Below are 23,892 nucleotides of genomic sequence, written 5' to 3'. Positions count from 1 at the left end.
AGGAACCAGGAGCAAGCAGCCACTCTACGTTTTATCCGTTAAAACTGATTTTATTTCCATAAATTTGGTCAAGGCCACCGCCTTTAGACGGTGGCCTTGACTTTAAATGTGTGGATTCATGCGCGTTTAGCTTGGTGCGCGGGTAGACGATTTTAGTCGTCTGCACCCAAGCTGCGCTAACCCACCTGCTTCCAGTAGACGGCAGTTTTGTTCCTGACTTTAAAAATTAACATTTTCTTGACATTGTTTTAACTATACTGAGCCATTCATTCAATAGTAGTCTTAAAAAATATGATAACTAAATGCGAATTAAGAGCTGAAATAGAAGCCAGTCCATCAATAACGTTAAACTATTAGGAAAACATCACCCAACCTCAATCAATCAAGGTAACGAATGAACTGGCAAAACCGATTAATAACGATTTATCTCTATGTTTGCAAGCATTATCAGCAAACTCTTTGGGTTTATAGTCAAAGAATGAGCAACCACGCGGATTTAAGCTTTAGCGACGAAGAAGTCATTACTCTCTTCCTGTTCGGTGTAATGGACAAGCATCGAGAGATCAAAGGTATTTATGAGTATGCGGATCGCCACTTACGCGATTGGTTTCCACGACTTCCAAGTTATGTGGCTTATGTTCAGCGCCTGAATCGGGTAGCCGATGTGTTTGCCCCCTTGTTAGCACTGATTCAGCAAGAACAGGAAACCAGGAATGCCGGGCAGGTTTGGTTGACTGATTCATTTCCGGTCATCCTTGCGAGGCAAGGTCGCCGGTTTAACGCGTGTGTAGCGAAACAGTTGGCGGATTCAGGCTACTGCTCAACCAAGAAGTTGTACTATCATGGTGTACGGGTTCATATCATAGGCCGCCGCCAACCAAGCTCATTGCCGATCCCTGAGTACATCGGTGTGACTGGCGCGAGCGACCATGACGGCAAGATATTTGATCAGATTCGGCCACAATTGCACAACAATGAGCTGTACGGTGATAAAGCTTATCAACGGGCCTGACGCTGAATATATCAGGCGAGCTCAGAATCTGACCGTCCTGACACCGGTTAAAAAACAAAAAGGGCAGCCCCATCTGAAGCCACAGGATCAATGGTTGGCTACCGCAGTTTCTCGCGTGCGGCAACCAATTGAAGCATTATTTGCCTGGATAGAAGAAAAAACAGGCATTGAATGTGCCAGCAAAGTTCGTTCCTATAACGGGCTTATGGTACATGTATTTGGAGAGCTGGCTGCGGCTCTGTTTTTCTGGAATTTTTTACGAGTCAGCTCCTAATTCACATTATAGGAACACATTCATGAATGTGCTTATTATAGAAGATTCTAAAGAAATTGCCGCAAGTATCTGTGATTACCTGGAAACTTTAGGTTATACAATAGATGCCGCAGGCGATGGGGTTACGGGCTTACATCTTGCTGTCACAAAGAATTACGATGTCGTAATCTTGGATCTAGGTCTGCCAGGAATCGATGGTCTTGACCTTTGTCGTCGGCTTCGTCAAGATGCATTGCGGCTTATACCAGTGCTCATGTTGACTGCTAGAAATACACTGGAAAATAAACTAGACGGATTCAAAGCAGGCGCGGATGATTATTTGCCGAAGCCATTCGATCTAAAAGAGCTTGCAGCCCGAGTTAAGGTATTGTCTGAACGTATCAGCCGCATGCCGGCCTCGAAATTTCAAGTCGGAGATCTTTTGCTTGATGTGGATACGCATAAAGTGACTCGTGCGGGTAGGTCTATCCATCTCAATCCGATATTATTCCGGTTAATGGTGTTTTTGATGCAAAATCCCCACCGGGTGATCAAGCGTAAAGAAATCGAATATGCAATTTGGCAGGACGATTCGCCTGATAGCGATTCCTTGCGAACCCACCTTTCGTATCTGCGTCAGGCTATCGACAAACCATTTGATCAACCGCTATTGCACACCGTGCGCGGATTTGGGTACAAACTAACCGATAAGCATAAGCATGCAAAAGACGACTAATCGCATCACTCGTCGTATTACCATTGCGTTTTTAATATTTGGGGTTGTGTTAACCCTTATGCTTGGGCTGGGCTTGGTCGCTGCATTCAAATCAGTCGAGAAAACCATGCTCGACGATATTTTGGCTGCTGAACTCCAGCATTTTCGATCCGAGATTGAGAATGCGCACGCACACAGCTTTTTTCATTCACGTACAACGAGCATTTACGTTGCACCTCTTGACGCAATATCTCGTCTGCCAGAGCATGTGCGCCATCTTTCCCAAGGCAAACATGATTTGGTATATAAAAATAGAAACTATCGAGTCCTGGTTAAAGACATTGATAGCAATCGTTACATTGTAAAATTTGACGATACAAGTATCCGTGAGCGTGAGCAGGAGTTTATCAACTTGACTTGGATATATTCGATTACCGTCCTGATCGTTGCTCTCGTTATCGGTTTGAAAGCATCGCATCAAATTATTCGCCAAATCAAACAACTCGCTAATCAGATTACTTCATTTAAGAACAAACCCGATGCCTATCTAGACTTATCGCAATTCAATAATGACGAGATAGGTATTCTGGCACGTGAGATACAGCACTATCATGATCAACTGCAGCAAACTCTCCTTCGGGAAAAGGAATTTGCAAGAAACGTAAGTCACGAATTACGAACGCCGGTTACAAGCATAAGTCTGGCTGCACAAATATTAGCGATGAAAAAGAATCTGTCTGTGGAAGAACGCAATCGAATTCAGAGAATTCAAAGAGCTGTAGATGAAATGTCAGAATTAATTGAAACATTTCTCCTGCTGGCACATAATTCCAGTAAACCAACTAAAAAATATAATTTCGTTGATTGCGAGGTAGGCCCAATTGTTCACAGAGTAATCGAACAGCAACGGATATGGTTAGGCAGCAAACCAGTCGACGTCGTCGTCAAGGAAAAAGAGCAATTAATTGTCTCTGCTCCATCAGGGGCTATCAGTGTTCTGGTTGCCAATCTTGTTCGCAACGCATTTTTATATACTGAGCAAGGTACTACTATAGTGGTGATAACATCCAGTAAATTAAAAATTATCGATACTGGCATCGGAATGGATCCCTCAACACAGGCTGGAGTATTTAATCATCGAGCAAGGACCAATCTAGGCGATATGAATAAAATTGGCGGCTTTGGTTTACCCATCGTGCAACGTATCTGTGAGTGTTATGGGTGGAAGGTATTTTTTGAAAGCAAGCAAGGGCTAGGGTCTCAGTTTACAGTGCTATTCAATGTTTCCCGTCAGCATAAATTGGACAAAATAGCGTGATTGCATAAGAGAGGGTTTTGGTTCATCGTTACTTAAAAGGAAACGATGATGACAGAGAAGACCAATCAAAACCGCAGTGTTGAGAAAACCGTACGCGATATACGCCGTGCTACCGGCCGTAATTATTCAGTAGAAGAAAAGACCGGATCGTGCTGGAAGATCTACGAGGCGAAGACAGTATTGCAGAGCCATGCCGTCAGGAAGGCATCAATGCCAATGTCTATTACCGCTGGTCAAAAGAATTTTTGGAAGTCGGGAAGAAACGGTTAGCCGGAGATACTGCTCGCGAGGCGACGTCCGTGAAGTCAGGAATCTACGAGGCGAGACCCGTGCACTGAAAGAAACCGTGGCGGAATTGTTAATGGAAAACCGCCTGCTTAAAAAAAGCATGATCGGGGATGGGGAGAGCGGTATATGAGATATAGCGCTTCTGAGAAATTCGAGATCATTCGTTTGGTTGAACAATCCAGTTTATCAGTACGTCAGACATTACTTCAACTTGGCATTCGCGGATCCACTTTCTACAATTGGTTGAAGCGCTATCAATCAGACGGCATAGATGGAACAGCTGGGCGCGAGTTGATTCAATTTGACAGACAAATGGACGCCTTGGCATTCCCGAAAAGTTTTGATTCCTACTGATAACTTTATAGAGAAAGATGACTACGGTTTTCGACTTATCCAAGGAGATAATTGGTAATGCCTGCTTCTCACAGTGTGCCCGCAATCTGGGTTCTACATGTCAAAAGTTTATTTATCCGGCGTTACTATGCTGGGCCTACTTGTAGCTTGCCTTCTTGGATTCCGTTTTTGATTGCTTACTTCAAGTGTTGAATGCACAACATCATGCCCATTCATGAGATACTCAATGTCAACGTATAACAAGCACTGAATTCAATTAACTGATATAAATATATGACTACTTATATGTACACTACGTCCGTACCTGTTTTCAAACAGCTACTGAAGAGCCTCAGTGCTATTTTGACCAAGGCTGAGGCATATGCTATCGAGAAGAAATTTGAACCAAAAGTATTGCTGGATGCGCGATTGTTCCCTGATATGTTCCCCTTGATCCGCCAAGTGCAAGTCGCAGCCGATTTCGCCAAGAGTGTATCAGCGCGGCTGGCAGGAGTTGAGGTTCCGGTGTATGAAGACAACGAACAGACCTTCGCTGATTTGCAGGCACGAATTAGCAAGACCTTATCGTTCATCGAAAGCCTGACGCCCGCGCAATTTGAAGGCAGCGAAACGCGTGAAATCGTGTTACGCCCGGGCACGCCGAAAGAGAAAAAACTGGTTGGCCACAACTACCTGTACAACTACGGCATTCCTCAATTCTTCTTCCATGTAACCACTGCCTATGCGATTTTGCGGCACAATGGTTTGGAAGTCGGCAAAGGTGATTTTATGGGAACCTATTAAAGTTGTTCAGAAGAGATTAATCAGAAAAACAGCTCCTCTGATTGTTCCTCATTATGGCCTCACCTCATGATTAAGCAAGTGCCAAGCGTGTTTTACTCTCATAGACATTATCCAAGGAAGGATTCTTTCGATACAATCGGCTAAAATCAGCTCCCAAAAATCGATGGCCAAGGACTTCCTCATGCGATTGTCATTACGACCACTGATGTGATGGATCGCAAGGGTGCTCTCCTTGCGCTCGGACGATGTGTTGGAGAATTGCAGCAATTGCAATGCATTCTGGCTGATGGCGGATACCAAGGCCTGACTTTCGCCGTCATGCCGCAACGCTGGATGGTCGAGCGGGCTTTTGTTTGGCTGAAAAAATGCTGAAGACTATGGAAAAACTGCACACGAAAACTCAATACTAGTTTGCGCGTGGATGAAGGGTGATAAAGCTGAAAAGATGAGTGCGATTATAGATAAAGCTTTTGTTTCTGGTCCTTAGTTATTAATTCTATATGTGGCGACCAGGATCTTCAACACCACAACAAGATGGCTCTAACCTTAGCCTTTCGCTGTTTTTCGGTTTCGCACTACCGGTTTAAAACTTTTGTAGGAGAAAATGAAACATTTTTTTGAGGCCTATTGCTGAATGGATTGAAAAGAATTTATATTCTACGACGGAAAAAGCCCCGGATATAACATCCCCTTGCCTTTAGAGTTCTTACCATTCAAATAAACGAAAGGGTAGGGATTCATGATCCATTTTCCTGTGCGGCGCAAAATAAATATTGATAACGCGCCATCAGCAGAAGTGATTGCTGGTTTGGTTCTTATCTGTAATTACATATTAGAGCCTGTTCGTGAGTGGCTTGGTATATCGCTCCTACAAAAAAGGTGTAACTGCATGAGCCTATTAACTATCAGGGGAAGTAATACACGCCACGGACTCATCAAGTAGGGGCTATCAAAATGCAAGATCAATTTCCTCATTCAATGGAGTTATGTGCTCACAAAACCAAGACCGAGAGTCTTGAGAAAGAGATAGAAACTCTCAAAGCTTCTCAGAACAGCAAGATACTGGAGCTTGGGAAACAGATAAGTCATTTGGCTGAGATTGCTAGGGAAAATGCTGATTTTCTTTTACAAGACAAAGCGAGAAGGGGTGGTTTCATCAAAACCATGCATACGACAGCAACGTTGATCGGTTACGCAGCCATCATATTTGTATTGCTGGTGACCGTTAATTTCATGACGGGGCTGGATTTTTTCATCAAATTTGCTACTTCATTAATTGTGAAATGATATAGAAGAAAGAATTGTTTATTATCATTAAAAAAGAGAAGAATGACGAGAAAAAATATGTTTTCATCATTTCACATAGTAATAATGATTGCACTTACAGGAATGGTCTCTGCGTGAACGGATTTCCCACCATGAATAATGAAGCGACCTATATCAAGCATGAGGTGGATATCGGTCAGGTCATGGCAACAGCCACCAATGTGAACATGATAGATGTTGACCATCAAATCGTTCAGTATGCTGTGAGTAATTCAATAACTTTAAAAGCAAGTGGAAAGCCGAGACCGATAATTTTAGTTTGTCAGATATTTCGCAGAACGAGTTGATAGCTGATTACTTGGATCTACGCAATCGTTATTCAGAAGTCAACGCGATCGCGCATAAAAATTGAGGTAGCTATGACGGTGAAAACTGCCAAGGATGGTCTGGGGTGTGGGGTGGGTGGCTGCGGCTGCTTCCATGGTGGCTAAGGTACATTAAAGCCTCATGAATACAGATCACCTGTAATGAATTGACTCTTATATAATTCTACGTCGGCCGAAAGGGAAGGAGAGCCGGTCGGCTGATGATCGAAAGCAAGTTTATCAAGAACCATCGCTGTTCCGGAGCGGAAAATGGGGCTTTCGTACATGCTACTAATCGCAGCAAAGGTGGACGAACAACAAAAATACATCTCGTGACTATCGGCAAAGGGCGTCCGTACGTTATGCGTAATGATTCACACACATCCGCGGCCAAGTCACCGACCACAAGGCCGCAAAAGCCCATCAGCACATTTACACCTGCCTGTGTCAGGTGACTGATCATCTTTCCCAGCGAGGCGTTTTTTACTAATCACTAGACCGATATCCTGTATACTCAACTGATCAAACCATGAGTTATTGGAAAATTCCTATAAATGTATGATTGAGTAATTCCTGGAAAAAACGACGTTATCCACCGGATTTTATACCGGTCCCATTTATTAGCAGCGGACAATGGCCCGTGATGGCATGGCGGCAGGATAAGTCTCCCAGAGAATGATGTGCCTGGCGCAAATAGTCCAGGAAAGTTTGCGCCACAATCGATAACTTCTTGCCAGATGGATATGCAAAATACCAATGCCGTTCAATTGGAAAACCTTCGACATCTAATACTGCGAGCTGCCCCATCGGCGCATCCAATGCCAGGGTATGGCTGGATATTACCGCGATTCCCAAATGTCCGACAATCGCTTGCTTGATGGCTTCATTGCTACCCAATTCCATGCGAACCTTTAGTTTTTTGTTGCGTTCCGAAAAAAAACGTTCGGTCGCCATACGTGTACCCGAACCAGGCTCGCGCATTATGAAAAGCTCATCACAAATGCGGTCAATACTGATGTTCTTGTGATTGACTAGCGGATGATCCGCAGCCGCTAGCACGACTAACTGATTATCCAAGAAAATCTCTGCCACGGCATCAATCCCTTCCGGAACTTGACCCAAGATGTAAAGATCATCCTGATTGTTGGTTAATCGCTCCAGAACACGCTCGCGGTTGGTCACTTTTAACGCTACATCAATGCCAGAGTATTTCTGGCAAAACATGCCTAATAATCGCGGCGTGAAGTATTTGGCGGTCGTTACAACTGCAAGCCGCAATTTCCCGGATTTAAGGCCTTTCATGTCCGACACAATCATCTCGAATCGGGAAAAATGCTCAAAAATACTCTGGCAAGTCTGATACAGCTCTTTCCCCGCATCGGTCAGATAAATTTTTTTACCTATCTGCTCAAAAAGCGGTAAGCCAATATCATCAGTCAGCTTTTTGATTTGCATCGACACAGTCGGTTGCGTCAAAAATAATTCTTCAGCCGCACGAGTGAAACTATTCAAGCGTGCAATAGCTTCAAAAACCTCCAATTGTCGAATGGTGCTGTGGCGCATGGAATTTGAATTCTCCTTTCCATATTTCAATAGATTATTATCTATTGAGACTATCAAAATAATTGATTATTATTTATGATTCCCTAATTGTATACTTTTTTTGAACCGCAGGTAAAAAATCCTCCTGACTCTAGCAATCTACCGCGCGGGTTCATTTAAATAACTTGGAGATAACCATGACTTCAGAAACTATTAAAGAAGGAAAAGAACGGTATAAATCCGGCGTAATCCCCTACAAAAAAATGGGCTACTGGGAACCGGACTATATTCCCAAAGACACCGATGTGATTGCGTTGTTTCGTGTCACACCACAAGAGGGTGTGGAACCGGAAGAAGCGGCCGCAGCCGTCGCTGGCGAATCATCAACTGCAACTTGGACTGTGGTTTGGACCGACCGTCTAACAGCGTGCGAGTTATATCGCGCCAAAGCATATCAAGTTGATCCAGTTCCTAATACTGGGCCAGGTACCAAAACCGAACAGCAATATTTTGCATATATCGCCTATGACTTGGATCTGTTCGAGGAAGGATCGATTGCCAACTTAACCGCTTCCATCATCGGTAACGTATTCGGCTTCAAAGCTGTGAAAGCATTGCGGCTGGAGGACATGCGTATTCCGGTTGCCTATCTCAAAACTTTCCAAGGACCAGCAACTGGTATTGTGGTCGAACGTGAACGCTTAGATAAATTTGGCCGACCATTACTCGGTGCCACAACCAAACCGAAGTTAGGGTTATCCGGTCGCAACTATGGTCGAGTGGTCTACGAGGGACTCAAAGGCGGCCTCGATTTCATGAAAGACGATGAAAATATCAATTCGCAACCTTTCATGCACTGGCGCGATCGCTTCTTATTCTGTATGGAGGCAGTTAATAAAGCATCAGCCGCTACCGGTGAAGTCAAAGGGCATTATCTGAATGTCACGGCAGCTACCATGGAAGACATGTACGAACGTGCTGAATTTGCCAAATCGCTGGGCTCGGCCATTATCATGATCGACTTGGTGGTTGGTTACACGGCCATTCAATCGATGGCGAAATGGGCTCGCAAGAACGATATGATCTTGCATTTACATCGTGCTGGTAATTCGACTTATTCCCGGCAAAAAAATCATGGCATGAACTTTCGGGTCATTTGTAAGTGGATGCGCATGGCCGGAGTTGACCATATTCATGCCGGAACCGTTGTTGGAAAACTGGAAGGAGACCCACTCATGATCAAAGGTTTCTACGATACCTTGCGTGAAGCCAGAACCGAGAAAAATCTTGAACATGGCCTGTTCTTTGATCAAGAATGGGCATCCTTGAGAAAAGTGATGCCAGTGGCATCCGGTGGGATTCATGCCGGCCAAATGCACCAATTGCTCGATTACTTGGGTGAAGACGTGGTGTTGCAATTCGGTGGTGGTACTATAGGACATCCACAAGGCATTCAAGCAGGCGCAACCGCTAACCGCGTAGCACTCGAAGCCATGATCATGGCGCGTAATGAAGGCCGCGATTATGTCAAAGAAGGACCTGAAATTCTCGCCGAAGCAGCGAAATGGTGTACGCCATTGAAACTGGCATTGGATACTTGGAAGGATGTCACGTTCAACTATGAATCCACCGACACCGCAGATTTTGTACCTTCAGCCACTGCCAGTGTTTAATGGGTTAAAGGAGAAAATATCATGATGACAAATCCAGGCAATCGTCTCACACAAGGGCAGTTTTCTTTTCTGCCGCCGTTAACGGATAAACAAATCTCAGCGCAAATCAAATATGCGTTGAACAATGGATGGGCAATCGGTGTTGAGTACACGGATGACCCTCATCCGCGCGATACCTACTGGGAAATGTACGGTAATCCAATGTTTGATTTGAAGGATCCTGCGGGAATACTGATGGAAATCAACAATTGTCGTAAAACATTTCCCAATCACTATATCCGGGTAACTGCTTTCAACTCTACACGTGGTTTTGAAAGCCCGACCATGTCTTACATTGTCAATCGACCTGAAAAAGAACCTGGTTTCGGTCTGATTCGTCGAGAGACGGCGGGTAGAAATATTCAATATTCCATCCATTCTTATGCAACAGATAAACCGGAAGGAGAGCGTTACTAAAATTGCTTCAATCCTCTCTTTACTTCGAACATGTAAAGGGAGGAGGAGAATAATGATACTTTCGTATCGCATATAGAAATGAACGCGTGTTCGATTACTTTTCGTGGGAGAGGCAGCATGAAACGAGAATCTAAACACCTCAGAACTGCTGAAAATCTTTCGGTTGATTTGGATGCTGAATTCTATAAGTCGATTGAAAAAGCAAGTTACATTTGCGTTTATTACTTAAGAAAATACTCAGAATCTAATTATCTTGCTTAAAGGACTTATCATGGCTGAGCAATCTAAAATTCTAAAAGCGGATGAACAGTTCGTCGATTTAGATGCAGAATTTCGAGAATCCAACATACGTGAAGTACTGGACAAACTGGACCGCGAATTGATTGGATTAAAACCAGTCAAGGCTCGTATTCATGAGATTGCAGCGTTGTTACTCGTGGATCGCGTCCGCAAGCGACTCGGATTATCAGCGGGCGCTCCAAGCTTGCATATGTGCTTTACTGGTAATCCTGGTACCGGCAAAACGACTGTAGCATCGCGCATGTCTGAAATTCTGCATCGCTTGGATTATGTGCGGGAAGGACATTTGGTTTCGGTAACACGAGATGATCTGGTTGGTCAGTACATCGGACATACCGCTCCGAAAACCAAAGAAGTGATTAAACGGGCCATGGGTGGGGTATTATTTATTGATGAAGCCTACTATCTCTACAAACCAGAGAATGAGCGCGATTATGGAGCCGAATCTATTGAAATCCTGTTGCAAACAATGGAAAACAATCGTGATGACTTAGTGGTTATTTTGGCGGGTTATAAAGATCGGATGGATAAATTTTTCCAAAGCAACCCAGGTATGCGATCACGGATCGCGCATCACATTGATTTTCCTGACTATGGCGTCGATGAATTAGTCGCAATAGCCAAGTTGATGCTAGCGGCCCAAAACTACCGCTTTAGTCCAGATGGAGAAAAAGCATTTATCGAATATATCCGGTTGCGGATGGCCCAGGAATTTTTTGCCAATGCCCGCTCGGTAAGAAATGCACTGGATCGGGCTCGTCTACGCCAAGCTAATCGATTGTTTACAGGAGGCAAAAAAACACTCACTAATATTGACCTGATGACCATTGAAGCAGAAGACATTAGAGCCAGCCGAGTTTTCCTTGAAGGAAAACCGGATACTGCAACCGGTCCTGCTTAAATATCATGTAATCACACACCATGGAATCGTGACGAGATGGATGATACCTTAATGCATCCATTACGCATTTTTCCCAAACAGATCAACGCTGTTTGCTATAACCAGGTCCGTTTAGCTTTGTTGCGAGTAGGCGGCCCATTGCGTGTTGCATTACTTCAGCATCGCGGCTTGGAAGTCATTCTGGATAAGGAGATGTGGTTATGCGTCGATAGTAATGCTGACGATCAGCCGGTCATGGCGTGGCGGGAATTCAAAATTCGCGGAAGAAACAATTTGCACTTACCGATCGCATGTGAATTGCAATTATACCATAGCTGTGCGGGGCTTATCATGGGATCCGCGCTGGATGATCTGGAACAAGCTCTCGAAAAAATCTAATTTATTAAAGATAAAATACTAACCGATTCCCGAGGACAATATGCCGTTAGTTGATATGCGCGATATGTTAAAACATGCTTATCAAAACAACTACGCAATTGGTGGTTTTGGGCTGGTAAGCCTGGATTTTCTGGAAGCTATCATCATAGCTGCCGAGTCTTGCCGTTCTCCTGCCATTCTTAATCTATCTGAACCACTCTTCGATCGACATGATTTTAAATTGATCATGCCAGCTGTCGAGCGGGCGGCACAGCAAGCCAAGGTGCCGGTCGCAATCCATTTTGATCACGCCCAAACACCTGAATCAATCTCTCAAGCAATTAGCCTGGGATGCAATAGCGTCATGCTGGATGTTTCCGCTGAAACGTTTACCGTCAATATCGCCCAAACTAGCCGCGTTGCAGAAACGGTACACGCATGCGGCGCTGCAATCGAAGGCGCACTCGGTTTTGTTGGCGGCGCAGAAGGAGAAAATGCAGTAAACCATTTGGGCGAAGCTTGTTTTACACCGGTTGCAGAAGCAAAAGCATATGTTAATCGTAGCGGTGTAGATTTCTTGTCCGTTTCCATTGGCACGCGGCATGGCCGCCAGCACCACCACACCAAGCTTGATCTCAAACGCCTGAAGCATATCAATCAAGAAATCGGAATTCCACTCGTACTTCACGGCGGCAGCGGTTTGGCTGAAGACCAGTACCACAAATTAATTTTGAATGGCGTTGCAAAAATCAATTGCTATACCGAACTTTCAGATACAGCTGCAGCAGTTATTCGTTGCAATGTGCAGGGGCATGCTAAAAAAGGTTATATCGAGGTGCTACAGGGTATTAAAGATAAACTCATTGAGCGCATCAAAATCTTCATGCACCTATGGGGTTCCTCTGGCCGAGCAGCGGAAGTACTCATGCAATGCCGTACTTGGCAACTAGCGGAACAAATTGTCATCTTTCAGGTTGAAAAGTGTCATTTACTACAGATCAATACATTAATTGAACATGGCCAGGAACAATTAAGCTCTGTGCCAGGTGTGCGCCAAGTTTTCTCCGGCTGGTCCATTAACGACCCCAATCAGATCCACATCTGCTGGCGGGTACAATTTGTTCATCACGATGTCATCAATCATTGCAGCCAAGTTATCAATGATCGTATTTTCAGCCTACTATCAAACTCAGCCAATCCAAAACTGAGCATTGCATTCTCTCCATCCATATCTAGAATGCTTTAAAAGATCCTGAACTGAGGTCATTTTTAGTGCCAAAAATTGAGAGAGGTATTAACTTATGATACGAATTCACCCGATGTAATTTTCAATTACTTGCCGGAATTAATAATTAACTTTTGATTTAGAAATGGAATAACTCACTCTAGGAGGCAGTAAATGGTATCAGTAGGAAAGCGGTTCAAACCTGAGCAGACCGTGAATCTATCACACGTGATTAAAGTCATAATGGCCAATGGCAGGACTTTGATGAAAGCATTCAAGCAAGCATAAGTAGCTCGTGCTCTATGACTCAGCTGCTTTCTCCCAGGCAGTCTTGTTGCTCATGACTTGGTCAAGTGTTTTGTGACAAACTAGTTAAACGACATCTTTAAGTTCTGCCATATTAGCTTCAAATTGGATTGTGTTTCTATAATCAGCAAATTAAAGTAAGCAGTAACTTGCTCTAGCTCACTCTTTAAGGTTTATGCTTATACGTAATTCCTACTTGTCATGAATTGTACTAACTAAAAACCAGATCTTCAAAACAACAATATATATTTCGCTAAACTTCTATCCACAATTTTCGTGGATAAGGCTGTGGGTAACTGCTTTATGTCTAGGAAGGGTAATGGTTATTTAGAGTGCTCTAAAAAGATGCTCAGCTTCTCCTAAACTTCTTCTAAATTCCAATCAATGAATATTATGGCCAATCTGGTTGAGTATGAAGAGTTAGCGAATGCTTATATTTGATTTCCAGGCGTTGTTTGCTGCCCTATGCCGCAAGAGCATCAAACTACAGGATTACATTTCTGACAAAATCGAGCCACATATTTATTGTTGATAATTTCAAGCTTGCTTTCATGACCACGCTCTTTACTCAATGTAAGCACTTTATGCCATGTATTGGTATTAAAACTTTTTCTGCAAATGCCGCAATCTTCAATCGGTAGAACGTCTGACCATGTGGCTTCGCCACCTGCAAGGGTTAAATATGAGCTAGCAGCCTCAATCGCATATTGCTCATAGCAATAATAACCGAGTATGGCTGCTTCCCAGATATTGACTTCCGGCATCGCGTCGGGCGCTTGCCAAAGGCACATTTGTGTATTTCATCTAAGAGAACATATCGAGGGCCTAATCCGAGATCTTTACCGCATGTTTCGCAGTCCATGATCATCCTCCTCAGTACAAGAGCCTTTGGCGACGCTATGGGCTCGATAATCTGAAAGCGTCGTGTCCTACAAAGCGCCCACGGTCATCAATTGGCCTTGGGCGCTTTGCTTTTTCTCATACATCTTTCAACGAGGAACATCATGATAGTTCTCAATGATCCCGATTAATCAATCGCGCCCCTGATTCCACCATACGCCGTATAATGCAACAGTTGTTTTCATAAGTATGCGCCGATGAGTTATAGGACTGCTACCTGCACGGCACACAATGAATTCGAATCTCATTAGATTGAATATCTATCTTCAAGGTGGTGATTCTCACAAAGGAAAATTCATGTGTAGAATAATAATAGTGCATCCGAATAGAGAAAATTACTCTAAGATTATATATCTCGTTCTAAATTGAAAGGAAAGACTAAAGGGAAGAACAATTTAGCATACTGATTATAATAATATTAAATATCAATTGATTAAGATCGAATAAAGGCTGACTCTCTCTCCGACAATTATCTTCAAAACGTCGCCACCAATACCAAATTTATCCTTATAAATAAATAACTTCATTAGATTATAGCTAACCTTAGCCAATCTTGTGAAATGTGAGTAACATTATAAATTTGTGAGTAATTATAATACTCACAAAAAAGTTACTCACATTCTCATATAAACATATGCTGCAGGGGTTCGCATGAAGCTGACAGATTCAATCATTAAAGCAGCTAAGCCCAAAGATAAGCCTTACTCGCTAACTGATGGTCAAGGATTGGTTTTATATATTCAACCTTCCGGCGCCAAATGGTGGCGATATCGTTATCGTATCAATGCCACGGCAAAAATGCTTTCTCTCGGCATATATCCTGATGTGACATTGAAAGAAGCACGTAATCAGCATGTACGCTTTAAAGAATTACTCGCAAAAGGGATTGACCCTTCACTATACCGTCAAGAACAAAAACAGAAAGAAGCCATCGCAGTAAAAAACAGTTTTGAATCGGTGGCACGCCAATGGTGGAATCATTGGAAACATGGCAGAACGGAGCGACATGCAGGTTATACGATCAGGCGACTGGAAACGGACGTATTCCTTATTATCGGCAGCAAACCCATCAATGAAGTTACTGCACCAGCACTAGTAATGATGATTAAAAGGATTGAAGCAAGGGGAGCCTTGGATATTGCTGGGCGTGCATTAACTGCATGTGGACAGGTATTCCGCTATGCAATAGGCCACGGATTGGCAGAACCCAACCCAGCAGCAGATATCAAACCTTCTGATGTACTGAAACCCACCAAGAAAACTAATTATGCACGGTTGGATCAGAAGGATTTGCCCGACTTACTTCGCAAAATAGATGAATACGACGGGCAGCCATTGGCTAAGCTAGCTCTACAATTAATGGCATTAACGTTTGTTCGAACTAGTGAATTGATTGGCGCAAGATGGGATGAAATAGAACTGGACAAGAAAATATGGCGTATTCCAGCACAGCACATGAAAATGAGAGCACCGCATATAGTGCCATTATCCGATCAGGCTTTCACTGTATTAGAGGAAATCAAAAATCTATCTTCTGATGAAACTCTACTATTTCCTAGTGAACGCAGAGACGGCAAAACGATGAGCAACAACACCATATTGTATGCACTCTACCTTATGGGATATCACTCTCGTATGACTGGCCACGGCTTCAGGGGTATCGCTTCAACAATCCTTCATGAACGTGGCTATAACCATGACCATATTGAATTGCAACTGGCACGCAGAAACGTGATACAGTATCAGCAAGCTATAGCCTAACCAGTTAAGAATGATTCAGAATGTATAGGATTTGAAGAGCATCTCAACGGTCTGGTTTTGTTGTTTACGCAGTGCTTTGGCCTGTGCCCATGTATGTTCAATGGGATTAAGATCAGGAGAATAAGCGGGTAAGTATTCAAGGGTGTGCTCAGCGTTTTGTATGGCCTCTTGCGTATCCTGCCTCTTATGGAAGGTGGCATTATCCATCACAACGACGGCATGTGACGGCAATTTAGGCAGCAGGTCCTGCATCGCCCATCCGTGAAACACATCGGCATTGATATTGACTGAAAACAGGCTGACGGTGAGCAATAGCTTTCCGATCAGGGCGCCGATCGCGTGGGTACGACCTGGCGCATGCCAGTCATGGGTGCCATGGCATCTCTGGCCAGCAGGTGCATAACCGTGTGCGCGCGGTGCATCCTGTGCAAAGCCACTTTCATCAATGTAAACAATGGCCCGGCCTGCAGCTTCATAGGCAGCCATCTTCTCCTGGAAGATGCGCCGTGCGTGATCAATTGCTTTGGGATGCTTCAGAGTTTTTTTATAGGTGATGCCAAGCTTTTTGAGCGCCAGAAAAATAACGTTCTGCGCTACACCCAAACGTTTTGCCCGCTCATACTGATAAGCATCAGGATAATCTCGAATATCCTGCCGCAATACCTCAAGATCAATCTTGCGTTGACGAAACCCTTGAGGTTTACGATGGATGTTCTTAACCCAGCGCGTCACACTGGCCACGCCAACATCAAACCGGGCCGCCACCCCGGCTATCGTAGGTCCTTCTTTCTCTCGGACAGACAGGACTTTACGGCGGTAATCTAATGAATATGCCATCTTTACATTATAATCAAAATTATCTGGTTATGCTATATAACCATGCCTTGTATTTGGAACCACGGGCACACATGATGCAGGACTGGGCTGACTATCTGGAAGCGTTAAAGACAGGTGCAGCTATATTACCATTTCGATCAGTGGGGTAGTGCTTACAATACCTAATCATGCAATTCAATTATGTATGAAGGATAAAAACATATTTCAACATATGCTATCTTTCTGATATTCATCATTGAATATACAATTGTAAACCAGTGTTATTAAACGCTAATCTTCTTCTAGCACCGGACACTTGAACCTCCGCAAACGCATGGCAAGGATTCGGGTATTTGACCCCGCCTGCGGTTCAGGAAATTTCCTAGTGATCGCCTATAAAGAGATGCGCGCCATTGAAGCAGAAGTTAATAAACGGCGTGGTGAAGCAGATTGACCCTCCGAAATCCCACTGACAAACTTTTTTGGAATTGAATTGCGCGATTTTCCAGCTGAAATTGCCCGTCTTGCCTTAATCATTGCTGAGTATCAATGTGATGTGCTTTATCGCGGACAAAAACTTGCTTTGATGGAGTTCCTGCCGTTGGATGCCCAGAACTGGATTACCTGCGGTAATGCTCTGCGGTTGGATTAGCTGAGTATCTGTCATTACTGAATGGCATCGCTTGTCAACCGCATTTAAGGCATGATAGAAGTTTAGTAATGAATGCTGGTTATGATAAAGCAACAGGCATGTTTGGTGCTTTTGATGAGAGGCAATTCAATGTTCCAAATCATCCAACTTTCAATCAGGCGGAACAAGCTCTGATGGAATTATCTGAATTACTTAATGAATTTGCATTTAAAACTGAACATGATCGGGCCGCAGCAATTGCCGGTATTTTGACTGCTGTCATAAGACCCTCATTATCACTAGCTTCGATGATTCACTAGCATTGGAAGCGGTAAAAGCTATTTTTGTGAATTGTTAACTGCTTTTGCGACACCCCAAAAAGGAAAGCCCCTTGCGTTTCCCGCTGATGATGAAGAATGTCGGAAGTTATTGCTGGCAGAGTTATTAACTGCTCCTGCTGTTATCGAATTTGATAATCTGACTGGGGATTTAATACCACATAAATCGTTATGTACTGCGCTTACCAGTAAATTCATATTTGGGCGGATATTGGGGCAAAGCAAGACTGTTGAAGTTGGCACCCGTACTTTGTTCTTATCGAGCGGAAACAATGTTGATCCGATACGCGATATGACACGGCGAACAGTCACTATGTATCTTAGACCCTACTTGCGAGTTACCAGCAGCCCGTGACTTCCGCAAGCAACCGGTTATTGAGGTCAAAAGAAATCGAGGTCGATATGTATCACTTGTTTTGACCATTATTCGCGCTTGGATATGTGCTGGTATGCCAAAAACTGAATGTAAAACTATCGCCAGTTATGCTGAGTGGTCAGACTACTGCCGGCAATCATTGCTATGGTTGGGTTTGCCAGATCCAGCGGCCTGTATTTTTGAATACATAAATGATGACCCCGACCGGGAATTACTGGGGGATTTCTTGCAGGCTTGGCATAACAAATTTGGTAAACAGCTACGCTGGTTAAAGAAGTAGTATCTGCAGCGCAAGATTATTTTAACGGCAAACCATTTAATGAAATGCTTAATGAAACTGTCACCGATATTGCAGGCGAGCGGGATGGAACTATTAACCCTAGACATCTAGGATGATAGATAAAACGTCGTGCTGGACGTGTAGTCAATGGCTTGCGATTTGTAAAAGATGATACAACGCGGAATGCGGCAAAATGGAAAGTTGAGTCGGTTTCGTCGGTTTGGTCGGTTTTTTCCCCTCGTTTTTATCAAAAATAGTACGTGTGATTTTTTTATTTAGATTGAAAATGCTCGATCAAATTTAAATTTCTTGTCTTGTTAAAACAGGAGAAAAGCAACAATGAAACGATAGAAAAGAAGTAAGGTCGCTGGAAATCAGGAGAGTCCGAAAATCCTAATGGACGCAAGCCTGGTACAGGCAAAATAGCAAAGCTGCGAGAGAATATTGCAGAACATATGCCCGAGATTATTAGTCAGATGGTAAGCAAAGCTAAAGAAGGGGATGCCAGGCAGCCAGATTATTAGTGGAGCGGGTTATCCTGCAAATCTTTTCATTTGCGTGTCAACCAAAAATTTTTTGTTACGTTACTCAGCAGATAAGGTACAAATCATAAGTAGGAAAAAAGGCAGTATATTGCACTAACATTTGCTTTATAGAGAGGAAGAGTCAGATTAAAAAAGAAAGACAACTCTGAAAGAAAAGTTACCTATATTTCCTAATGCCTGTAATGTAATTATGAATAAGAGTACTTATTTTCTTATACACATACAAAGGAGTCGTTCCAATGAAAATTGCGCAAGTGTCACCCCTATGGGAAAGTGTGCCACCAAAGATGTATGGAGGGACAGAACGGGTAGTCTCTTACATAACCGAAGAACTCGTTCGCCAAGGGCATGACGTAACATTATTCGCGAGTGGCGATTCCTTAACGAAAGCGAAACTGGAAGCTCCTTGCAATCAAGCACTTCGTCTCTACACTGGCATCTGTAGCCGGGAGGCCCCGCTAATTTCGATGATGGAACAGGTCTTCAGCGTGGCTGACCAGTTTGATGTGATCCATTCGCATCTCGATTTTTTGGCCTTTTCTCTTTCGCGGCGTTCCCCCGTGCCGGTGGTTACCACATTGCACGGGCGGTTGGACTTGCCGGAACTGGCGCCAGTATTCCGTGAGTTCTCCGAATTACCCTTGATTTCCATTTCAAATTCGCAGCGAAGTCCATTACCTTGGTGTAATTGGTTGGCTACTGTGTATCACGGATTGCCCAGCGACTTATACAGTGCTCATCCTGAACCGGGTCAATATTTGGCATTCCTTGGGCGTATTGCCCCGGAGAAGTGTCCAGACCACGCCATCGAATTGGCCAAGCGGGTCGGCATACCATTGCGAATTGCGGCAAAAGTCGATCAGGCCGATCGAGCTTATTTCGAACGTGTGGTTGAACCGTTACTGGATCATCCGTTGATTGAGTTTGTCGGTGAAGTGACCGATGTGCAAAAGAATGATTTCATCGGCAATGCTCTTGCTATGGTTTGTCCTTATGATTGGCCCGAACCGTTCGGATTGGTTTTGATCGAGGCGTTGGCTTGTGGTACGCCCGTGCTCGGATACCGCCGCGGCTCTATCCCCGAAATCATCGAACATGGGGTGACCGGTCTGATTAGTGAAGACCTTGATGAGATGACCAAACATGTCGAAGGCATCTCCTTGATCGATCGGCGGCGATGCCGCCAGGTATTTGAAGAACGGTTTACCGTCGAGCAGATGGTGCGGAATTATGTCCAGGCGTACCAACAAATACTGAGCGGGCCGCAAGTGTTTCCCGGAAAGCGAAACACGATTGCAGAAGGGATGTCTGCGAAATGGCTATGAAAGAGAAGGATGTTACGGTGCAGTCTGCCACGAGTGGTTGGAGATTACTCTGGACCAAAGATTTTGGGATGCTCTGGGCCGGACAGGCCATTTCCCAGATCGGGGATGGCCTGAGCAAAGTGGCGCTCCTCTGGTTCGTCTATGAACTTACCGGGTCCGCACTCAAGATGACCGTGATCGGTCTTCTGCAGACCATTCCACCGTTGGTCTTTGGTCCTTTGATCGGCGTCTATCTGGATCGTCTGCCGAAAAAAATGGTAATGATTGTCGTTGACTTGGTGCGTACGCTGACCGTACTGCTCATTCCCGTATGTTATGCCTTTGACGTATTGACGCTCGAACGTCTCTATGTGCTCGTGTTCTTGAATTCGATTGTCTCCACGATTTTTGGGCCGGCGCTATCATCGGCCGTTCCCTTGATTGTCGATCGATCACAATTGACCTCGGCCAATGCGCTTATTCAAAGCACGACGAACGTCGGAGTTCTGCTGGGTCCGGCCTTGGGCGGCCTGGGCATTGCAGTGGTCGGAGTGCAGAACGTTCTGTATTTCAACGCCGCGGCATACTTTATTTCCGCGTTGTGCATCATTCCGATCGCCGTACGCGATAGTCACGTGGTCAAACGGCTGGAAGTCTTGTCTACCCCCATCATCCAGGATCTGGCCGTGGGGTTCCGGTTCGTCTTTATCCAACACCGAATTGTATTCGCTTTGATGATTACAGCCGTGCTCTATAATTTGGCTATCAGTGGTTTTGTGTTCATGCTGCCTGTCGTCGCGAAAGAAGTGTTGCAGGTCGGACCGCTCGAGTTGGGATGGATCTGGTCGGCATTGGGGATCGGAATGCTGGCGGCTTCCCTCTGGTTGGCGTGGGTACCACAAGGCGATTTTCGCAATCGCATCGGTCGAATCGCTAAGTTCCTGGCAGTGGGAGGTCTGGCGGTCTGCAGTCTTGGATTGATAGAGACGCCGTTGTTAGCGAGCACAATGTTGCTGATCAGCGTCATCGGCGGCACCACATCGGTGTATTACCCAGTCGTGTCAGCCACGCTCCAGGAAGTCACGCCCGAACACCTCTTAGGACGTGTTTTCACCACGTTTAGTACTGGAGGAATGGCTTCTGCTATGGTTGGCATGGCGGGGTTTGGATGGGCTTCGGATGAAATCGGTCCGGCTGCAAGCCTGGTCGGTATCGGATTGGCCCTGTTGCTCACTGCAATGGTGACGATTCATGTGAGTCGTCGAGATTATGCTCCAGCCACGACCTAGTTATCCGGAATTTCTCTGGACCACGGGTTTACAGAGCCCGTGGCCTCCGTATGATTGCCTTGTTTCATCTTCTCGCGCATGTGGTTCTCGTGCTTACCCAGTTTATCGTGTATTTCCGGTTTCTTTCGCAGCGGTGAATCGAATGCCTTACAGTGCGGCGCGTACAGCAGGACAAATCCGTGGAGAGGATTCGGACGTGATTCAGCATGAAGACGTGATGCCATGATCTTTTTCTTCCGTTCATTCAGATTTGCTGCATTGATCGCTCTGATATGCAGCATGGCGTTGGTAGATGGACGAATCCTGCTCGGCGCCGAATCTCTCAAAATCAACCCTGAGGTGGTGCCGAAGCTTAAGGAGACCGAACCGACGATCCATGAGTTTGAACATAAACTCAAGGAACTGGAACAGGAGTCGGAGGAGTCGGAAGCGAAACCAAAGGATATGGAATCGCACCAAAAAGAAGTGGAAAGGGTTGCCGACGAACGGCCATGCCCCCAAGTCAATCCGCCAGCAGACAACAAACCGGCGGCAAACGGCCAGTCGTCCACAGATCAGACGCCAACGGACAAAACCAAGTTCGAGGAAGCCGAAGGGAAAAAATCGATACACTCGCTGATAATCACGGCCAAGCTAGCGCTCATGGCTGATTCCCGACTTTTTCCCTATGACATTGAAATTGACGCAAAAGGCAAGGATCTGGTCCTTCTCGGCAAGGTCACCAGTGACAGCGAAAAGCAGACGGCGGCAGATATTATCCGTTGTCTCGACGGAGTGCATGCGGTCGAGAATCGTCTGAAAGTGAATCCAAATGCCTCTCATGGGCTCGTCGTCGAGCGAGACAAAATCATCACTCAACTGATAAAAGAACGATTCGAAAAGAGTGGAACATTGCAAGCGGTGAAATTCGAGGTAAAAACGGAAGGAGGAGTCGTTACGTTGACTGGATCTACGCGATTTCAGGTCATTATTCTGGAGGCGGCTCAGGCGGCTCGCCAGGTGCCCGGTGTCAAGGCGGTGAACACCAGTACCGTCCGGCTCATTACAGCTGAGTAAACGGTTCCATATCCATAGTGCCCAAGCTGGTTTCATTCCACGAATTCTAACTCACTATGAAACGATGCAACATGAATGAATCCGGGCTGAGCCCGACAGTTAGCTGGTCGCCGCAATTCCTCACACGAGACTTTACCCTCGTATGGTGGGGTCAGATGGTCTCGCAGGTCGGTGATGGGGTGTCCAAGCTGGCGCTACTGTGGTTCGTCTATGCTATTACCGGTTCTCCGCTTAAGACCACGATCATCGGCTTGCTGCAGACGGTCCCGCCGATTCTGTTCGGGCCTTTCATCGGGGTCATCGTCGACCGGCTGCCCAAGAAATTACTGCTGATCGGTAGCGATCTCATCCGTGCCGTGGTACTTGGTTTCATACCCTGTTTGATCTCGGTCGAATCCTTCAGCATTGAGCTTCTTTATATCCTGGTTTTCGTTCATGCGGTTGCGACGGCCGTGTTCGGACCGGCGCTGACTGCCTCGATTCCGCTCTTGGTCGCCCGGCATGAATTTACGGCGGCCAATGCGCTTTTACAGACAACGACGAGCATTGGCATCATCATTGGCCCCGCACTGAGCGGCATAGGAATCGCAACGATGAGTTCACAAGAGGTGCTCTGTATCAATTCTGTCAGTTATCTCGTCTCGGCCGTTTGTTTCCTGATTATTCGCTTTCCGGCAGCCGAATCGGCCTCGGCGGTGGTAACTTCGCTGACCAATATGTTTCAGGATGTGCGGAACGGATTTCGGTACGTGTTGTTCGATCAGCGGATGATCCTACTGTTAATTGGTGTTGCTATAGCCTACACATTTTCAGCAAGCGCCTTCAGCACTTTGTTCCCAGTGTTCGGGAAGGAGATGCTGGATTTAGGTCCGATCGAGGTCGGCTATTTCTGGTCTATCTACGGTGTAGGGCTTTTGGTGATGTCGCTGGGGTTGGTCTCTCTGTCCGGTTGGCCACTTTACCGGCGCATTCAAATGATAATGGTGTCCAGTCTGGTCAGTGGGTTCGCCATATGGGGATTGGTCTTGACTTCCAATCGTCTTCCCGCCGCGCTGCTCTTGTTCGTGATCGGTATAGGAGCTGGCGCGGTGACTCCGATTGCCTGGGGCATCCTGCAGGAGATCGCGCCGCGGGCAATGCTGGGACGTGTCCTGGCCATTTACAATCTTGGCGCGATGGGAGCAGCCATCGCAGGGATGACGTTGTTCGGCTGGATGACGCAAGAGATCGGGGGACTCCCGAGTGTCGTAGGAATCGGAACTGGATTCTTTTTGACCGCCATCGTCTCGGCTTATGTCATCCGCTGGATGAGAACAAATTGGACGGAATAATTATGCTGCCGAAGAGCCTGAGGCGATTAAGCTTGCGACGCAGCTCTCCACGCATTGACCAATAGTGCTGGGACGAAGATTGAATGGTATATTGAGCATGGTCGGTAAGAAGAGTATAAGGTGATAAGAGGAATTGGACTGCCGCGTGATC

Annotated in this window: 25 protein-coding genes and 3 pseudogenes; 25 read left to right on the top strand and 3 right to left on the bottom strand. The window is 45.3% G+C overall.

Going from position 1 to position 23,892, the window contains the following annotated elements:
- Positions 1 to 394 precede the first annotated feature (394 nt).
- The 10 genes and pseudogenes from BM283_RS06960 to BM283_RS06925 all read left to right on the top strand — a co-directional run bounded on the left by BM283_RS06960 (position 395) and on the right by BM283_RS06925 (position 6,809).
- On the top strand, positions 395 to 1,012 hold the full coding sequence (locus tag BM283_RS06960; protein ID WP_217646466.1) for a hypothetical protein: 618 nt from the start codon (positions 395 to 397) through the stop codon (positions 1,010 to 1,012).
- The gene (locus BM283_RS19385) at positions 987 to 1,286 is read left to right on the top strand and encodes a hypothetical protein (RefSeq protein ID WP_217646465.1); all 300 of its coding nucleotides are present in this window, start codon (positions 987 to 989) and stop codon (positions 1,284 to 1,286) included. The genes BM283_RS06960 and BM283_RS19385 overlap by 26 nt, the downstream gene beginning before the upstream one ends.
- A gap of 22 nt (positions 1,287 to 1,308) precedes the next feature.
- On the top strand, positions 1,309 to 2,001 hold the full coding sequence (locus tag BM283_RS06955; RefSeq protein ID WP_090691343.1) for a response regulator transcription factor: 693 nt from the start codon (positions 1,309 to 1,311) through the stop codon (positions 1,999 to 2,001).
- Positions 1,985 to 3,298 carry a sensor histidine kinase gene (locus tag BM283_RS06950; protein ID WP_090691340.1) on the top strand — a complete coding sequence of 438 codons (1,314 nt, stop codon included), beginning with the start codon at positions 1,985 to 1,987 and terminating at the stop codon, positions 3,296 to 3,298. The genes BM283_RS06955 and BM283_RS06950 overlap by 17 nt, the downstream gene beginning before the upstream one ends.
- A gap of 45 nt (positions 3,299 to 3,343) precedes the next feature.
- Positions 3,344 to 3,853 (top strand): annotated as a pseudogene (locus tag BM283_RS06945) (transposase); the annotation flags it as partial.
- A 360-nt stretch (positions 3,854 to 4,213) separates the two neighbouring features.
- The gene (locus tag BM283_RS06940; protein WP_090691337.1) at positions 4,214 to 4,723 is read left to right on the top strand and encodes a DUF1993 domain-containing protein; all 510 of its coding nucleotides are present in this window, start codon (positions 4,214 to 4,216) and stop codon (positions 4,721 to 4,723) included.
- 159 nt (positions 4,724 to 4,882) lie between these two features.
- Positions 4,883 to 5,092 (top strand): annotated as a pseudogene (locus BM283_RS18740) (IS5/IS1182 family transposase); the annotation flags it as partial.
- A 585-nt stretch (positions 5,093 to 5,677) separates the two neighbouring features.
- On the top strand, positions 5,678 to 6,010 hold the full coding sequence (locus BM283_RS06935) for a hypothetical protein (protein WP_090691334.1): 333 nt from the start codon (positions 5,678 to 5,680) through the stop codon (positions 6,008 to 6,010).
- 14 nt (positions 6,011 to 6,024) lie between these two features.
- A complete protein-coding gene (locus BM283_RS18735; RefSeq protein ID WP_090691332.1) occupies positions 6,025 to 6,336 on the top strand; it encodes a hypothetical protein in 312 nt (103 codons plus the stop codon).
- Positions 6,337 to 6,575: 239 nt separating this feature from the next.
- Positions 6,576 to 6,809: a hypothetical protein gene (locus BM283_RS06925; RefSeq protein WP_090691329.1), complete on the top strand. Its 234-nt coding sequence runs from the start codon at positions 6,576 to 6,578 to the stop codon at positions 6,807 to 6,809.
- Positions 6,810 to 6,942: 133 nt separating this feature from the next.
- On the opposite strand, the gene BM283_RS06920 is transcribed toward BM283_RS06925, so the two are convergent.
- Entirely contained in the window at positions 6,943 to 7,917 is a 975-nt protein-coding gene (locus BM283_RS06920; RefSeq protein WP_090691326.1) for a LysR family transcriptional regulator, read from the bottom strand.
- Between the two features lie 176 nt (positions 7,918 to 8,093).
- Here BM283_RS06920 and BM283_RS06915 point away from each other — a divergent pair, with 176 nt between their 5' ends.
- The 5 genes from BM283_RS06915 to BM283_RS06895 all read left to right on the top strand — a co-directional run bounded on the left by BM283_RS06915 (position 8,094) and on the right by BM283_RS06895 (position 12,829).
- On the top strand, positions 8,094 to 9,569 hold the full coding sequence (locus BM283_RS06915; protein ID WP_090691323.1) for a ribulose-bisphosphate carboxylase large subunit: 1,476 nt from the start codon (positions 8,094 to 8,096) through the stop codon (positions 9,567 to 9,569).
- 21 nt (positions 9,570 to 9,590) lie between these two features.
- Positions 9,591 to 10,025 carry a ribulose bisphosphate carboxylase small subunit gene (locus BM283_RS06910; protein WP_090691320.1) on the top strand — a complete coding sequence of 145 codons (435 nt, stop codon included), beginning with the start codon at positions 9,591 to 9,593 and terminating at the stop codon, positions 10,023 to 10,025.
- 271 nt (positions 10,026 to 10,296) lie between these two features.
- Complete coding sequence (gene cbbX, locus BM283_RS06905) at positions 10,297 to 11,226, top strand: CbbX protein (protein ID WP_090691317.1); 930 nt, start codon at positions 10,297 to 10,299, stop codon at positions 11,224 to 11,226.
- 36 nt (positions 11,227 to 11,262) lie between these two features.
- A complete protein-coding gene (locus BM283_RS06900; RefSeq protein WP_090691314.1) occupies positions 11,263 to 11,604 on the top strand; it encodes a hypothetical protein in 342 nt (113 codons plus the stop codon).
- Between the two features lie 40 nt (positions 11,605 to 11,644).
- A complete protein-coding gene (locus BM283_RS06895) occupies positions 11,645 to 12,829 on the top strand; it encodes a class II fructose-bisphosphate aldolase (protein WP_090691311.1) in 1,185 nt (394 codons plus the stop codon).
- A gap of 764 nt (positions 12,830 to 13,593) precedes the next feature.
- Here BM283_RS06895 and BM283_RS06890 read toward each other — a convergent pair.
- Positions 13,594 to 13,905 (bottom strand): hypothetical protein, encoded by a 312-nt coding sequence (locus BM283_RS06890; protein ID WP_090691308.1) that lies wholly within the window; start codon positions 13,903 to 13,905, stop codon positions 13,594 to 13,596.
- A 760-nt stretch (positions 13,906 to 14,665) separates the two neighbouring features.
- Here BM283_RS06890 and BM283_RS06885 point away from each other — a divergent pair.
- A complete protein-coding gene (locus BM283_RS06885) occupies positions 14,666 to 15,775 on the top strand; it encodes a tyrosine-type recombinase/integrase (RefSeq protein WP_254776244.1) in 1,110 nt (369 codons plus the stop codon).
- A 15-nt stretch (positions 15,776 to 15,790) separates the two neighbouring features.
- Here BM283_RS06885 and BM283_RS06880 read toward each other — a convergent pair whose 3' ends face one another.
- Positions 15,791 to 16,612: an IS630 family transposase gene (locus tag BM283_RS06880; RefSeq protein WP_090691305.1), complete on the bottom strand. Its 822-nt coding sequence runs from the start codon at positions 16,610 to 16,612 to the stop codon at positions 15,791 to 15,793.
- Positions 16,613 to 16,907: 295 nt separating this feature from the next.
- Here BM283_RS06880 and BM283_RS20505 point away from each other — a divergent pair.
- The 9 genes and pseudogenes from BM283_RS20505 (at position 16,908) to BM283_RS06835 (ending at position 23,741) form a co-directional block, all read left to right on the top strand.
- Positions 16,908 to 17,243: pseudogene (locus BM283_RS20505) on the top strand (DNA methyltransferase).
- Positions 17,244 to 17,311: 68 nt separating this feature from the next.
- A complete protein-coding gene (locus BM283_RS06870; RefSeq protein WP_090691301.1) occupies positions 17,312 to 17,542 on the top strand; it encodes a hypothetical protein in 231 nt (76 codons plus the stop codon).
- A 31-nt stretch (positions 17,543 to 17,573) separates the two neighbouring features.
- Positions 17,574 to 17,915 (top strand): hypothetical protein, encoded by a 342-nt coding sequence (locus BM283_RS06865; protein WP_090691299.1) that lies wholly within the window; start codon positions 17,574 to 17,576, stop codon positions 17,913 to 17,915.
- A 94-nt stretch (positions 17,916 to 18,009) separates the two neighbouring features.
- A complete protein-coding gene (locus tag BM283_RS06860; RefSeq protein WP_090691296.1) occupies positions 18,010 to 18,216 on the top strand; it encodes a hypothetical protein in 207 nt (68 codons plus the stop codon).
- A 784-nt stretch (positions 18,217 to 19,000) separates the two neighbouring features.
- Positions 19,001 to 20,086: a glycosyltransferase family 4 protein gene (locus BM283_RS06855; RefSeq protein ID WP_090691292.1), complete on the top strand. Its 1,086-nt coding sequence runs from the start codon at positions 19,001 to 19,003 to the stop codon at positions 20,084 to 20,086.
- Positions 20,083 to 21,354: an MFS transporter gene (locus BM283_RS06850; RefSeq protein WP_090691366.1), complete on the top strand. Its 1,272-nt coding sequence runs from the start codon at positions 20,083 to 20,085 to the stop codon at positions 21,352 to 21,354. Before BM283_RS06855 ends, BM283_RS06850 begins: the two co-directional genes overlap by 4 nt.
- Complete coding sequence (locus tag BM283_RS18010) at positions 21,335 to 21,580, top strand: hypothetical protein (protein ID WP_139225213.1); 246 nt, start codon at positions 21,335 to 21,337, stop codon at positions 21,578 to 21,580. Before BM283_RS06850 ends, BM283_RS18010 begins: the two co-directional genes overlap by 20 nt.
- Complete coding sequence (locus BM283_RS06840) at positions 21,577 to 22,410, top strand: BON domain-containing protein (protein WP_090691285.1); 834 nt, start codon at positions 21,577 to 21,579, stop codon at positions 22,408 to 22,410. The genes BM283_RS18010 and BM283_RS06840 overlap by 4 nt, the downstream gene beginning before the upstream one ends.
- A 71-nt stretch (positions 22,411 to 22,481) precedes the next feature.
- A complete protein-coding gene (locus BM283_RS06835; protein WP_217646464.1) occupies positions 22,482 to 23,741 on the top strand; it encodes an MFS transporter in 1,260 nt (419 codons plus the stop codon).
- Positions 23,742 to 23,892 lie beyond the last annotated feature (151 nt).

This window comes from Nitrosomonas sp. Nm34, from assembly GCF_900113925.1.
Lineage (GTDB): Bacteria > Pseudomonadota > Gammaproteobacteria > Burkholderiales > Nitrosomonadaceae > Nitrosomonas.
This window is presented reverse-complemented; position numbering and strand designations above follow the sequence as displayed.